The following is a 15,055-nucleotide window of genomic DNA, read 5'->3' as shown; positions in this document are numbered from 1 at the left end:
TGATGGGAACAGACTGATTGATAAAGGCAGGGAACATACATTTGAATAAAGAACGAATTGAAGCAGCTGAACCGGCGATTTTAATCGGCATTCAGCTTCAAAATCAAACAGATGAACAGTTTGCCTATACGATGGATGAACTGGCTGCGCTAACAGAAACGGCTGGCGGTGTCGTTGAAGGCACGCTCTCTCAAAAGCGGGAGCGTATTCATTCAGCTACCTTTATAGGAAAAGGAAAAGTCGAAGAACTGGCTGCGTTAATTGATGAAAAAGAAGCAACGATTGTCATCTTCAACAGTGAGCTCTCTCCAAGTCAGCTTCGGAACTTATCTGAAGCGTTGGATGCGCGCGTCATTGACCGCACGCAGCTTATCTTAGATATTTTCGCACAGCGAGCGAGATCACGAGAAGGCATGCTTCAGGTCGAGCTCGCTCAGCTTCAATACATGCTGCCGCGCCTTGCAGGACAGGGAACGTCCTTATCAAGGCTTGGAGGCGGTATTGGGACAAGAGGGCCCGGTGAAACGAAGCTTGAAACGGATCGTCGTTACATCCGCAATCGGATCACTGATTTGAAGCGACAGCTTGACAATACGGTCAAGCACAGAGATCAATACCGTGCGCGACGTAAGCGGAATGAAACGCTTCAAGTAGCGTTAGTCGGGTATACAAACGCAGGAAAATCAACGATTTTTAATCGTTTAACGAAAGCTGATTCCTATGAAGAGGACAAGCTATTTGCGACGCTTGATCCGATGACGAGACAGCTGAAGCTTCCAAATGGCTACAATGTGCTGTTAACAGACACGGTAGGATTTATTCAGGATCTACCAACAACGCTTGTGGCTTCATTTAAATCAACGCTTGAAGAGGCAACAGAAGCGGATTTAATTCTTCATGTTATCGATGCGTCTCATCCTGATCGGGAACGCCATGAAGAAATTGTGCTAAAGCTTTTAAAGGATTTAAAAGCGTCGCATATTCCTGTACTGACGGTCTTTAATAAAATGGATCGTGCGGATCCAGCTGTACAAAGCAGCGTGAATGACCAAATTCTTATTTCAGCGCTAAAACAAGAGGATCTAAAGCGTTTGAATGATCGTCTACAAAGCGAAGTATTAAAGCAAATGGAGTACTTCTCGATTTCGATTAATGCGGACCAGGGCGACAAGCTCGCATACTTGCAGCGTAATACCGTGCTAATTGAGCGTAAATGGGATGAAGAAAAAGATCACTACAGATGTAAGGGATATGCTCCTGAACATTTATACAAGCGTATTATTAACGAGTGGAACAACGACTAGGGAGCAGAGTATTATGTTTAAGAATTTTACACATCAAGAAGAACTAAAATCATTATCACAGCAGGCAGAAGAAAAGATTCAGCCTGTCTTAAAAGAAATTGATGCGCGAGTGGAAGCGAATCAATACCGCGTGCTTGAAGCTTTTCACCAAAATCGGATAAGTGATTTTCATTTCACACCTTCAACGGGCTATGGCTATGACGATGCAGGTAGAGATACGCTCGAACAGCTTTATGCGGACGTATTCGGCGGCGAAGCAGGACTCGTGAGACCTCAAATCGTTTCTGGGACGCATGCGATCTCAACCGCGCTATTTGGCGTACTGCGCCCGAACGATGAGCTTCTTTATATTACCGGGGCACCCTATGACACACTAGAAGAAATCGTCGGAACTCGCGGTGAAGGAAACGGATCGTTAAAGGATTTTCATATTGGTTATCAAGCGATTCCTTTAGCGAGTGGAGCGGTGGATTTTGACGCTGTGAAGAGTGCCATCACACCACAAACAAAAATGATTGGCATTCAGCGTTCGAAAGGATATGCGAATCGACCGTCATTTACCATCGCAGAAATTGAGCAAATGATTGCGTTTGTTAAATCGATTAAAGAAGATGTAATTGTTTTCGTTGATAACTGTTATGGAGAGTTTGTGGAAGAGCAGGAGCCATGTCACGTTGGGGCAGATCTCATTGCAGGATCATTAATTAAAAACCCAGGAGCAGGTATCGTCAAAACTGGCGGTTACCTTGTAGGAAGAGAAGATTTAATTGAGCTTTGCGGCTATCGCTTAACGTCCCCTGGAATCGGGAGAGAAGTAGGTGCATCGCTTTATTCCCTACAGGAAATGTATCAAGGCATCTTTCTCGCGCCCCACACGGTTGGGCAAGCGGTCAAAGGCGCTGTCTACAGCTCAGCGCTCCTCGAAGAAGCAGGATTCAACACAACACCTCACTGGAACAGCCAGCGGACCGACCTGATTCAATCGGTTCAGTTTAACGACAGAGAACGAATGGTTGCGTTTTGTCAGGCGATCCAGGCGGCATCTCCGGTCAATGCACACGTTCGTCCGGAACCTGCTTATATGCCAGGGTACGAAGATGATGTCATCATGGCAGCAGGAACGTTTATTCAAGGAGCAAGCCTTGAGTTATCAGCTGACGGACCGCTAAGACCGCCGTACGTTGCGTACGTGCAAGGTGGTCTGACATTTGAACATGTCAAAATTAGTGTTCTTCGTGCTGTCGATGATTTGTTAAAAAAAGGTTTGATTTCCGTTTCATAAGGGTAAAGGGTAGGGGTTTCAGTCCCTGCCTTTTTTTGTTTTAAAAAGCATGTGAGATAATCTAACGCACTTTAACACGATAACGTAAATGTTCGTGTATGATGAGAGTAAGTGAAGAAGGGAGCGGCAATTTCGAATGTTGATGCGATTCTGAATTTTGGAATTGATTGAAACTGTCCTCAAGTGGCGAGAGCAAACGTATAGCGCTCGGTAATCCAAAGGATTCACTAAATCTTTTTATTTCTTAAGGAGGATTCATTTTACATGGCGAACAAATTCACAGCAGACGATATTAAGAAAATGGCGCAAGACGAGAACGTTAAGTTCATTCGCTTGCAGTTTACTGACCTACTAGGGATTATTAAGAACGTTGAAATTCCAGTTGATCAGCTTGAGAAAGCTCTTGATAATAAAATGATGTTTGACGGTTCTTCAATCGAAGGCTTCGTGCGCATCGAGGAATCCGATATGTATCTTTACCCGGATCTTGATTCATGGGTAGTCTTCCCATGGTCATCTGAAAAAGGAAGAGTCGCTCGTCTTATTTGTGACATCTATAGCCCGGATGGCACGCCGTTCGAAGGGGATCCTCGTTCAGTTCTAAAACGCGTTCTAAAAGAAATGGAAGACCTTGGCTTCTCTGATTTCAACATTGGACCAGAGCCAGAATTCTTCCTATTCAAAATGGACGAAAATGGTGAACCAACGCTTGAACTTAACGACAAAGGCGGATACTTCGACCTTGCACCAACAGATCTTGGCGAAAACTGCCGTCGTGACATCGTGCTTGAGCTTGAAGACATGGGCTTTGAAATCGAAGCATCTCACCATGAAGTAGCACCAGGCCAGCACGAAATCGACTTTAAATACGCAGATGCGATCACAACATGTGACAACATCCAGACGTTTAAGCTAGCCGTTAAAACAATCGCTCGTAAGCACGGCCTGCACGCAACATTCATGCCGAAGCCATTATTCGGTGTTAACGGATCTGGTATGCATGCGAATATGTCCCTCTTTAAAGACGGAAAGAACGCATTCTATGAGCCAAACGATGAGCTTGGCCTAAGCGAAACAGCACGTCAATTCATCGCAGGAACAATGAAGCATGCTGAAGCATTCACAGCGATCACAAACCCAACAGTGAACTCTTACAAGCGTCTTGTTCCTGGATACGAAGCACCTTGCTACGTAGCATGGTCTCTTCGTAACCGTAGCCCGCTTATCCGTGTTCCAGCTTCCCGCGGAATCAGCACACGGATCGAAGTACGTAGCGTAGACCCATCTGCGAACCCATACCTTGCAATGGCAGCACTACTTGCAGCTGGACTTGATGGCATCAAGAACAAAATGACGCCACCAGCTCCAACAGAGCGCAACATCTACGTGATGGATAAGCAAGAACGTGTAGAAGAAGGCATCACTGACCTTCCAGCAACACTACACGATGCGCTTGAACTTCTTAAGAAAGACGAAGTCATGATGAAAGCTCTAGGCGAGCACGCAGCTGAGCACTTCATCGAAGCAAAAGAAATCGAATGGGATATGTTCCGTACGCAAGTACACCCTTGGGAACGCGAACAGTATATGACGACTTACTAAGAGATAGAGTAAGCCCCTTGACACGGTTGTGTTAAGGGGTTTTTGTTTTGGGAATCGCTGGGACGGTTCTCGCGATTCATGGTAGAATTTAAAAACCGAATGGGTTTTATATTAAAATTAAAAGCGGCATACCTTCTCAAAATGGAATAGGATATGTCGCTTTTTATAAATTCTATATTTGTGTAAGAAAGGTGATTAAGTAGACTGAATTAGTAGAAAAGTCGACTAGCGTATGCACTAGTAGCTTCCTTGTTTTTAGAACAAGAAAATTTCTAAATTACTACTCCTTAATCATTTTCCCCATCATAACCTGCTCATAAGTCCGATATCCACCATCAAGATTAACTACTTCAAACCCATTCTCCCTAAGAATGCGTGTCGCAATATAACCACGCAACCCAACCTGACAATGAACATAAATCGTTTCATCCTGCGGCAGTTCATGAAGCTTACTCCGTAATTCATCAACTGGAAGATTAATAGCTCCTTTAATAAACCCATTCTTTAATTCTCCAGGGCTTCGCACATCAATAAGCGTACCCCCATTTTCCACGATCGCATCAATCTCATGCCACTGAACGGTTTCCATCATCCCTTCAACGATGTTACTTGCTACATATCCTGCCATATTCACTGGATCTTTTGCAGACGAGTAAGGAGGAGCGTAGGCGAGTTCTAAGTCAGGGAGGTCGAGAACGGTTAAGCCGCCCTTAATCGCGGTTGCGATGACATCGATTCGCTTATCCACGCCATCTTTACCGACTGCTTGCGCACCGAAGATCTTTCCTGTTTCTTTATCAAAAATGAGCTTCAAGGCAATGGGGGAGGCGTTTGGATAATACCCGGCGTGTGAACCTGGATGAACGTGCACAACTTCATAATCAATGCCAAGGCTTTTTAAAGTTTTTTCATTATTACCTGTCGTAGCAACGGTGTAGTCAAACACTTTGGCAACAGATGTTCCGAGTGTCCCTTTATACGGCGTTTTTTTGCCGTACATGTTATCAGCCACGAGTCGTCCCTGTCTGTTTGCTGGCCATGCTAAAGGAATCATCGTTGGTCGCTTATTGATGTAACATTTCACTTCAATGGCATCGCCAATCGCATAAATGGAAGCATCGCTCGTTTGGAGGTATTCGTTTACTTGAATGCCGCCTCGTGCTCCTACAGATAACCCGGCACGAACAGCGAGCTCATTTTCAGGGCGGACGCCGATTGACAAAATGATCAGGTCTGTATCGATCTCTTTTCCACTTATGGTGAGTACTTTCGTTCTATTGTTTTCAAATGCTTTTACCCCGTCATTTAAAATTAAGTGAATGCCTTTATCTCGAAGGTGCTGGTGAACGATCGCAGCCATTTCATAATCGAGCGGTGGCATGAGTTGATTGGCCATTTCAATCAGTGTGACGTTCATGCCAAGGTCACTCAAGTTTTCAGCCATTTCAATCCCGATAAACCCACCACCCACGACAACAGCTTGGGATGGTTTCTCTTCATCTACATAAGATTTGATTCGGTCGGTATCAGGAATAGTGCGAAGTGTAAAGAGCGCCTTTGCTTCGTTAAAGCCACGGATCGGCGGCACAATCGGACGCGCTCCTGGTGAGAGAATCAGTTGGTCATACGTTTCCTCGTATGTTTGATCGGATTTTAAATCGTGAACAGTGATGGTTTTCTTTGCGCGATCTATTTGTGTGACTTCGCTCAAGGTACGAACGTCGAAGTTATACCTTGCGGCCATGCTTTCTGGTGTTTGGACGAGTAGTTTCTTACGGTCTTCAATCGTTCCACCGATATAGTAAGGGAGCCCACAGTTGGCGTAAGAAATATATTCCCCTTTATCAAACATGACAATTTCGGCTGTTTCATCTAATCTTCTTAAACGAGCTGCCGCTGTTGAGCCACCCGCTACACCACCAACAATGACAATTTTCTTACTCATATGATCGTCTCCTTTTTAATTACCTATAGGGGTATTTTACTCTTTCATTATATTTCATTATTGTCAGGAAAAATGTGATGGTTCTCACATTTAATTGAATGATGATACATCTAGTAACACTGAGAAGGCTTTTTGTAAAAGTTATCATCCAGGCTTAATCACAGTGAAACCTCATGATAGAACTTTTCTGTTAGACTGAGTAAATCAGCTCGAAGGAGTGTGGAAATCACACGGCACCTAGTTTGCTAGTAGTTACATATCCTAAATTTTCATCTATCTATCAAGTTGCCAGACTTCAGCTAGAATCAGCTACAGGAGGAATTTACATGAACAAATCTAGATTAAATGTACGAAAAACTGTTGTTTCATCTACTTTGGTGGCCGCGATGGTCTTTTCGCCGGTCTTAAGTGATGGGGCGTTTGCTCAGGTCGATTCAAATGAGGTGAAGCAAAGTGATTCTGTTAGCTCTTCATCAAATAACGTTCTAAATAGTGGAGATCGAAGCGAGGCTGTTACCGCACTACAAACAGAACTTGAATCTCTCGGTTATTATACATATCATGTCGATGGTATTTTTGGTCAAATCACAGAAGCGGCCGTTAAAGATTTTCAAGAAGACGAAGGACTAACTGTAGATGGTATAGCTGGCCCTGAGGTTATGAGCGCGCTATCTGCTGTGGATTCCGGAGCTACTGAACCAACTTCAGATGAAGAACCTACTGAGTCCGCCTCGCAATCTGAAGTCGTCTCCATTGCGAAAAGCTTAATTGGAACGCCATATGTATGGGGCGGAACGACACCAGATGGATTTGACAGCAGTGGCTTCATTCAGTATGTGTTTAATGAAGTTGGAGTCGACTTATCACGGACAGAACGTGATATGTGGAAATATGATGGGACAGAGGTAGCTTCTCCAGCGATCGGGGATGTTGTCTTTTTTGAAGGCACATATGATGTAGAAGGCGCTTCACATAGTGGAATCTATATCGGCGACAACAAAATTATCCACGCTGGTAGCAGTGGTGTAGAAGTCTCTGATCTTAGCTACGACTTTTGGCAAGACCATTATTTAGGTGTTAAATCATTCAAATAAATCCGAAGCCGGTGCCCCAAGCACTGGCTTTTTTCTATGGAAAAACGGAATAGCCATAAGTCTTTCATGTTCATTTACAGCCACTTCAAATATGAATATAGTGGTAAATGTACATAAGGATAGAATGGAGGTTAGTCATGGATTACGTACAACACAACGGCGATCAGGTTTCGCCGGTTCAAATTCTTTTCAGATGTGAAGATTTTGAAGGTGAGTTACGAGGGAGTGACGAGTCATATAAAACTGCCTTTTTCTCGCTGAATGAGCTACCAGAAGATCTTTTTAGTGAGCATAAACAAATGATCAATGATCTTCTAAGTGGTAAAGAGCAGCCTATCATCGGGTAATTCAGTCATACGAATCGAAAGCATGTTTTTTTAATCTGGTAAATCGCGCATTAATAGTTGAAATATTGTGATTTTTACCTTATTATGTTTATGACCGAACGTTCGGAGGGGAGGTGAGGAAGTTAGAAACCAAGCGAAAAATCATTAAGAATTCTTTGAAGTTCTTTGCTAAAAAAGGCTACGAAGGTGCCTCTATTTCAGAAATAGCGAACGAAACGAATCTTACAAAGTCATCGATTTACAGTTATTTCAGTGGAAAAGAAGAATTGTATCTCAGTGTACTTGATTATGTACTAGACTTTCATGATCAGTATTGGCTAGATGGGCGAAAGAATCTCCCTAAGACATTTGATAAAAACGTTTTATACCACATGCTTCTTAAAGCAAAGGATACTTCTAATCAAGAGTCGGACATTTCGATCTTTTGGAAAAAGAATCAAATCTCACCTCCCGAAGATATTGAACACATTGTAAATTCAAAAATCGTAGAAGCAAAAGTAAGTACGTTGCGCTTTCTCGAACAAATATTTAGACAGGGACAAGTGGAAGGTGTGATTAAAAATAATTTTGAAGTTCCTTATTTAGCTATCACATTTTATTCTTTGATTGGTTCTGCGTCTCTTCAACACTTATATGGAACGATTTCTAATCATGAATTACTGATTGAAACGATGTTTGAGGTATTCTGGACTGGCATCGAAAAAAGAGATGAAAAAGTACCAGTAAGCCATTTGAATTAATGATATGGGAGATGATGTTCGTGCGGGTGTTACAAAAGAGGAGTACTCAAAGAAAAGAGGAAATTTTTCAAAATCAGCTTAGATTGGGTATTCGCTTTTACAAAAACCAATTAATGAATCCAACGATTAAAGATTTAAGCATTCTTTTGGGGTTATCTGAAGAAATGATTATTGAATTATCAGACCTTAATTATGACCTTACTCGAAAAGAAAGAATGTTATCCATCACCTCCCATTTTCAAAATAAAAACATTTTATAACATAGTCTATAATAGTGAAGTGAAAAGAATCGCCGATATTCTAATTGAAAAACATAGGTTCCTTTACGTAGTTGTCCACGAGGGAACCTTTTTTGATGAATTGCAATTCAATAGGAGAGTTTAACAATAGTAAAGGTATAAGCGGTACCACCATTTCATATAGTGGATATCTTAAAGACGTAATGACATAGAGGTGTTAGTTCAATGACAAACCGAAAAGTATCTGTGTATATCGCAACAAGCGTTGACGGTTATGTGGCAACGGAAGATGACTCACTCGACTGGCTTTTTAAAACTGAACCTGAAGGAGACGCCGGTTACGAATCGTTCATGAAAGACGTTGATACTTTGATCATGGGGCGACGTACGTATGACTGGGTGATGGAGCAGGAGGATGGAGCAAACCCGTACGAGGGGAAAATGTCCTATGTGTATACGACTCAATCAAGAGAAAATACAGAAGATGTGACATTCACATCGGAAGATCCACCGTCACTCATTGAACGATTAAACGAGCAGGGTGGTGGAACGATCTGGCTCATTGGTGGTGGTGTACTCGTTCATGAATTTCTTGAGAAAAATTTGATTGATGAATTTATTATCTCCTTAGCACCAGCGTTAATTGGTAAAGGAATTCCGCTGTTTCAGAAAAGCGACGTTAAACATAATCTTGAATTAACCGATGTGCGGCAGTATGGACAGTTTGCACAGCTACATTATCGGATTGATAAAGCATAATCCAAATAGAAAAGCCGTTCTATGAGCGCAACAAGTATGTTGTTTCAAAGATGGCTTTTTTTGTTTGAGATGAAAGACGTATCTCATTAGATGGTAAATACATGGTGTCGTGTAATTGGAGTTATTTGTATTTACATTTAGCGATGATTTTAGGGTTTGTCTTAGTCTGGTCCACTTGTAGGAGGAATTGTGGTGTTTGGAGTAGTAGCGGTATGTTTTTTAGAGGAGTGTATTCATGAAATGCATCGAACAATCTTACAGGTTACTCTAAACCAGATCAAGCAAAAGAAGCGTTACACAATGACATAGAAGAACGTGAAATTGCCTCTTCTTAAAAGTTTTAGAAAAAGTGCTATGTGACTAGTATGCTAGAGGTGACGCTGAATGAAATGGAAGCCGTTTATTTATGCGATTTTGGCTGAACAAATGATATAAAAGCCTGTAGGTAACGTAATTAAAGCAGTGAAAATTAACTTTTTCACATATACAGAGATATTCGATCATCAAGCGCTCACTTTTTACTGTGAGGGCTTATTTACGTATGAGGCAACTGTTTTAGTGAATTGCTTAAATTCGATTATCATGATCCTGTTTTGTATCATCGTTTGAAGTTAATCTCCTAAGACGTAACAATCAAAACTCTATTTTAAAACTATTTTGCTTTTTATTACTATTTTAGTTGTAATGAAACTTATAATTATGTAATAATAGAAAATAATTAATGAAAGCCCTTACTTGTGAGGGTGCAGGAGCATTAGAGGAGGAAGGTTGCATGGCGATCAAGACCACATATGTTTTACAAAAAAGAGCGAGTACGGAAAAGGAGTATCCTCGACCGCAGTTCAAACGGACTGAATGGTACGACTTAAATGGAGAATGGCAGTTTGAATTAGATGATGAAGATCGTGGCGAAATTGAACAATTATATGATCAAAAGAAAGATTTCACGCAAACAATTCAAGTGCCTTGCGCTTACCAGAGTAAAAAATCTGGCGTTGAAGTAGATGGAGATCACGAAGTGGTGTGGTATAAGCGTGAATTTCATTGGGAGAAAGACAGTGATAAAAAGCTTTTACTGCATTTTGAAGCTGTCGATTATCACACGAAAGTTTGGGTGAATGGAGAAGTGGTCGGTGAGCATGAAGGTGGGCATACCCCATTTAGCTTTTGCATTACGAATGCCATCTGTGATGGCGAGAACACAATCGTCGTTCGGGTGGAAGATCGTAACAGTGTGGAGCAGCCAGTTGGAAAACAGTCATGGAAAGATGACAACTTTTTATGCTGGTATTCTAGAACGACAGGTATTTGGCAATCGGTTTGGCTTGAGGAAGTGCCTTTTCAGTATATTGAGGATGTCAGGATGACGCCTCGAGTGGAAGAAGGGAAACTCACGATTGAAGCGATTCTACCTCGGGAAAAGAAAAAAGCTTACTTCGAGGCAACGGTTTCTTTTAAAGGGGAGTGGATCAATACCGTAGGCGTATGGGTGAAAGATAATCAAACGTCTGTTGAGCTCACCGCCAACGTTGAATCCGATCAAGCTGATTTTCGGACCTTTTATTGGACGCCAAATACACCAAAGTTGTATGATGTAACGTTTCAACTCTATGTCGATCAAGAAATTGTGGATACGGTCGAGAGTTATTTTGGGATGAGAAGCATTGAAAGTCAGGACGGTAAAATTCTATTAAATCGAGATACCTTTTACCAAAAGCTAATTCTCGATCAGGGCTATTATAACGATTCGTTGATGACAGCGGATTACGAGCAGATGAAGTCTGATCTTCTTAAAGTGAAGGAGATGGGGTTCAACGGTGTTCGGCGGCATCAAACCATTGCGGACAGACGGTACTTAGCTCTTTGTGACGAAATAGGCTTAGTCGTGTGGGCTGAGATGCCAAGTAGTTATAAGTTTAGTAGCATGTCGATGATTCGCATGATGAATGAAACGAAAGAGATGGTGCAAAAACATTATAACCATCCGTCAGTTATTGTTTATACCCTGATGAATGAATCGTGGGGAGTGAATGAAATCTACCACCGAGAAGATCAGCAGGCATTTGTAAACGCTCTCTATTATCAGACAAAGGCTCAGGATCCGAGTCGCCTTGTAGTAGGAAATGATGGGTGGGAACATACGCTAACCGATATCTTGACGATACATGATTACAATTCTGATGAGGAATCTCTAAGAAATAGCTATGAGAAGATGGATTTTGTAAATGGTAGTCCATCAAAAACAAGTCGCAAGCAAAATTACGCGAAAGGCTATGCGTACAGTGGGGAACCGATCATGATCAGTGAATATGGCGGTATTGCTTACGGTAATGAACAAAGTGATGTTGAGTGGGGCTATGGTAGTCGTCCTCAAACAGAGGATGAAGTACTCGAACGATTAGAGGCACTAACAAAAGTGATTATGGAGAATGACGCGATACAAGGCTTTTGCTATACGCAACTAACAGATATAGAGCAGGAAGTGAATGGGCTTCTTAACCATCATCATGACTATAAATTTGATCCTAAAAAAATAAAGAAAATCTTATTATCCAGGCAGTCCAACGGTTTTATCTTTGAATAATACAGGGAGGAAATAAACCATGGAAACAGCGAAAAAGTATGCTTCACCTCATATCGAAACGAAAGAGGAAATTCGACCGAAAGAATTTGCTTCTTATTTTGGTTATGGGTTTGGACAATGTATAAGTTTTGGATTAGTCGGTTCTTACATTCTCTTTTTCTATACGGATATTCTCGGAATATCCGCTGCAGCAGCAAGTATTATCTTCCTGATTGCCAGAACGTGGGATGCGATTAATGATCCGATGATGGCTTCTGTAATGGATACGCTTCATTCAAAGCACGGAAAGTTTCGACCTTATTTAAAGTACATGCCGTTTTTCGTTTCGATCATCACGATTGTCTGTTTTCTCCCCTTAGATGGTTTAAGTCCGACAGCCAAGTTAATTTATGCGGGTGGAACGTATGTTCTTTGGGGGATGATCTATACGGTGTCTGATGTACCCTACTGGTCGCTTTCCTCTGTCATGAGTCAGGATGCTCAGCAGCGAACGAAATTAATTACATTTGCAAATATGGGCGTTTTCGCCGGTATCGCTTTATCGCCAGTCTTATTTGTCCCCCTTGCTGAGTGGTTAGGTGGAGACGACGTTGGACGAGGATATTTCCTCGCAACGGTGGTGCTTATGGTTTTTGCATTACCAATTATGCTGAATGGATTCAAAAATACGAAGGAACGTGTGAAAGCTCCTAAGACAAAAGTAAAGCTCTCTGACGCAGCACGTGCCATCAAAGCAAACAAACCAATGTTCGCCGTATTAGTCGTTTTCTTTTGTAATGTTTTTATGAACATTACCCAGGCCTTAAACGTGTTCTTTTTCACATACAATCTTGGAAACGCTTCATTAATGTCGATATTCGGGATTATTAGCTTAGCGAGCTGCGTCGGGTTCTTCGTAATCCCTACTCTAGCGAAGCGGTTTAAGAAAAAGCATATGCTTATGACCATTGTTGCCCTTGATATTGTCATCCGAGTCATCTGGTTTGCTGTTGGTTACTCGAGTGTATTTGTGTCCTTTGTTTTTATCGCGATCACCATGCTGCTATACACAGCAACAGGGCCATTGATTTCGTCCATGTTAGCAGAAACCATCGAATATACCGAATTGAAAACCGGGAAACGAAACGAAGCAATCATCTTCTCGGGACAAACATTTACGGGGAAACTATCTGTAGCGATTGCTGGTGGTGCAACTGGGCTGATCTTGACATGGATTCATTATCGTCCGAATGAAGCGCAAACGGATTTTACGCTCGATATGATGTTTTTTGTAATCGCTTTATTACCTGCACTTGGCTCTCTCATAAGATTGATTGTGATGTATTTCTACTCTTATACGGAAGATGAGTACAATGTAATCGTTGAAAAGCTGCACGAAAGGAAAGTGAGAGAACAATAGAATAAGTCCCATAACAATAGTAGCTCCCTTAGCAGGGGGCTACTACTGTTTTAACGATAGTTTGTTATAATTGTTCCTAGGAATAGAAGATGGATAAAGGTGGGAGTTATTTGAAAAAGTTGCAGCTAACCTTTGAGAACATGGTGCCAATTAATAAAGCTCTTGCGAATCAAACACGTGTGCAAATTCTTAAGTTGCTTAGTGAGAAACCTTACAATGTGAATGATTTAGCGGAAAAGCTTGGATTGCCTTTTTCAACAACAGCAACACATGTTAGTAAATTAGAAGAAGTTGATCTCATCGTCACCGAGCTAGTACCAGGAAGAGGAACGCAAAAAGTGAGTGCGATGAATTATGATCGTATTGTGGTTGATTTATATACTTCCGATGAAAAGAAGGAAGAACATCAGGTAACTTACGAAATGCCAATAGGAGATTATCTTGACTGTTATGTGATTCCGAATTGTGGCATTGTAGATGAGAATGGTTTTATCGGTATGCAGGATGACCCTCGCTCTTTTTATGAACCCGATCGAAAGAAAGCTCAACTATTATATTTTAAAGATGGGTATGTTGAATATCGTTTTCCAAACCGCATTCCTTATGGTTTTAAGGCAACTGAATTAGAAATAAGTGCTGAGATTTGTTCTGAAGCACCCAATCATAAATTAGACTGGCCGTCAGACATCACAGCGTGGGTAAATCATGAAGAAATCGGAACGTGGACATCCCCAGGTGATTTTGGTGGGGAGAGGGGTCAGTTAACGCCTGAATGGTGGCGCACCAATTTAACACAGTATGGTGTGTTAAAGCATTGGAAACTTAATAAGAGCGGTTGTTATGTAGATGGTGAAAAAACATCCGACCTGACCATCGATGATTTTAAGTTATCTCATTACCCTTACATTGCCTTTCGTTTAGGAATAAAAGAAGACGCTGTCAATAACGGCGGTATGAATTTATTTGGACCTAAGTTCGGTAATCATGAACAGGGGATTGTGGTTCATATTAAATATGAACCAAATACAGAAAATTAAAAGAGTAATAGTGAGTAAGGTCGGTTCTGTAAGTTGTTTTTATCAAGTTACGGATACTTTGAATCATCATTGGGGCGATATTCGATAAGCACGTCTTAAATAGAGTGGGGGATCTGGCTAGATGAAAGTACGCATTGCAAAACTACAAGAAACGGATGCTGAGACATTATTTCAGTTTGAAAACGAAAACCGATCTTACTTTAGGATGATGGTGCCTGATCGTGGCGATGATTATTATCACTATGAATCGTTCAAAAACAAATTCGATCAGTTATTAATCGAGCAGGCACAGGGGATATCAATATTCTATTTAATTAGAGATGAAAGTTTCACTATTTTAGGGAGAATCAATTTAGTAGACTTCGATGCGTCTAATGGAAAAGCCGAGCTCGGTTATCGAATCGGTGAGAAATATACCGGAATAGGAATCGCTTCGATCGCTCTTAAACTTCTGTTAGACGAGATGAGTAAGAACGAATACGTGCAACGCATTTCCGCAAGGACGACAACAAATAATATAGCCTCACAAAAAATCCTTACGAAAAATGGATTTACCTATATCGATACCGATCACAATGAAGTCGATCTAAATGGCAACAAAGTAAAATTGCTTCATTACCAGTGGAGAAATTAAGATGGATCCTTAGAAAAATAAAAAACGTCCGAATAGCTATCGTTTCTCGCCAGTGAAGAGGAAGATGGCTTATTTGTGTAGGAAAAAAA

The 15,055-nt window shown here is 41.4% G+C and carries 13 protein-coding genes; 12 read left to right on the top strand and 1 reads right to left on the bottom strand.

The window, feature by feature from the left end; genetic code table 11:
• The first annotated feature begins 41 nt into the window (after positions 1–41).
• From hflX to glnA, 3 genes are all read left to right on the top strand, one after another.
• Positions 42–1,304, top strand: a complete 1,263-nt coding sequence (gene hflX, locus LC090_RS11885) for a GTPase HflX (RefSeq protein ID WP_226658248.1) — start codon at positions 42–44, stop codon at positions 1,302–1,304.
• Positions 1,305–1,317: 13 nt separating this feature from the next.
• The gene (locus LC090_RS11880; protein WP_226658247.1) at positions 1,318–2,586 is read left to right on the top strand and encodes an aminotransferase class I/II-fold pyridoxal phosphate-dependent enzyme; all 1,269 of its coding nucleotides are present in this window, start codon (positions 1,318–1,320) and stop codon (positions 2,584–2,586) included.
• 264 nt (positions 2,587–2,850) lie between these two features.
• A complete protein-coding gene (glnA, locus tag LC090_RS11875; RefSeq protein ID WP_224600063.1) occupies positions 2,851–4,188 on the top strand; it encodes a type I glutamate--ammonia ligase in 1,338 nt (445 codons plus the stop codon).
• 280 nt (positions 4,189–4,468) lie between these two features.
• Here the strand turns inward: glnA and LC090_RS11870 are convergent, their stop codons facing one another.
• On the bottom strand, positions 4,469–6,133 hold the full coding sequence (locus LC090_RS11870) for a CoA-disulfide reductase (protein WP_226658246.1): 1,665 nt from the start codon (positions 6,131–6,133) through the stop codon (positions 4,469–4,471).
• A gap of 326 nt (positions 6,134–6,459) precedes the next feature.
• On the opposite strand from LC090_RS11870, the gene LC090_RS11865 reads away from it, so the two are divergent.
• The 9 genes from LC090_RS11865 (at position 6,460) to LC090_RS11825 (ending at position 14,966) form a co-directional block, all read left to right on the top strand.
• The gene (locus tag LC090_RS11865; protein WP_226658245.1) at positions 6,460–7,227 is read left to right on the top strand and encodes a C40 family peptidase; all 768 of its coding nucleotides are present in this window, start codon (positions 6,460–6,462) and stop codon (positions 7,225–7,227) included.
• Positions 7,228–7,364: 137 nt separating this feature from the next.
• A complete protein-coding gene (locus LC090_RS11860) occupies positions 7,365–7,574 on the top strand; it encodes a hypothetical protein (protein WP_226658244.1) in 210 nt (69 codons plus the stop codon).
• 113 nt (positions 7,575–7,687) lie between these two features.
• Positions 7,688–8,314 (top strand): TetR/AcrR family transcriptional regulator, encoded by a 627-nt coding sequence (locus LC090_RS11855; RefSeq protein ID WP_226658243.1) that lies wholly within the window; start codon positions 7,688–7,690, stop codon positions 8,312–8,314.
• 20 nt (positions 8,315–8,334) lie between these two features.
• Positions 8,335–8,574, top strand: a complete 240-nt coding sequence (locus LC090_RS11850; RefSeq protein WP_226658242.1) for a hypothetical protein — start codon at positions 8,335–8,337, stop codon at positions 8,572–8,574.
• 204 nt (positions 8,575–8,778) lie between these two features.
• Positions 8,779–9,312: a dihydrofolate reductase family protein gene (locus tag LC090_RS11845; protein ID WP_226658241.1), complete on the top strand. Its 534-nt coding sequence runs from the start codon at positions 8,779–8,781 to the stop codon at positions 9,310–9,312.
• Positions 9,313–10,084: 772 nt separating this feature from the next.
• On the top strand, positions 10,085–11,896 hold the full coding sequence (locus LC090_RS11840; protein WP_226658240.1) for a glycoside hydrolase family 2 protein: 1,812 nt from the start codon (positions 10,085–10,087) through the stop codon (positions 11,894–11,896).
• A gap of 19 nt (positions 11,897–11,915) precedes the next feature.
• Positions 11,916–13,295 (top strand): MFS transporter, encoded by a 1,380-nt coding sequence (locus tag LC090_RS11835; RefSeq protein WP_226658239.1) that lies wholly within the window; start codon positions 11,916–11,918, stop codon positions 13,293–13,295.
• A 110-nt stretch (positions 13,296–13,405) separates the two neighbouring features.
• A complete protein-coding gene (locus LC090_RS11830) occupies positions 13,406–14,332 on the top strand; it encodes an ArsR/SmtB family transcription factor (RefSeq protein ID WP_226658238.1) in 927 nt (308 codons plus the stop codon).
• A gap of 121 nt (positions 14,333–14,453) precedes the next feature.
• Positions 14,454–14,966, top strand: coding sequence for a GNAT family N-acetyltransferase (locus tag LC090_RS11825; protein WP_226658237.1), 513 nt, complete (start codon positions 14,454–14,456; stop codon positions 14,964–14,966).
• Positions 14,967–15,055: the final 89 nt, after the last annotated feature.

It is taken from the genome of Guptibacillus hwajinpoensis (assembly GCF_020524165.1).
Lineage (GTDB): Bacteria > Bacillota > Bacilli > Bacillales > Guptibacillaceae > Guptibacillus > Guptibacillus hwajinpoensis_D.
Note: the sequence above shows the minus strand (reverse complement) of the source record. Positions and strands in the feature narration are given on the sequence as shown.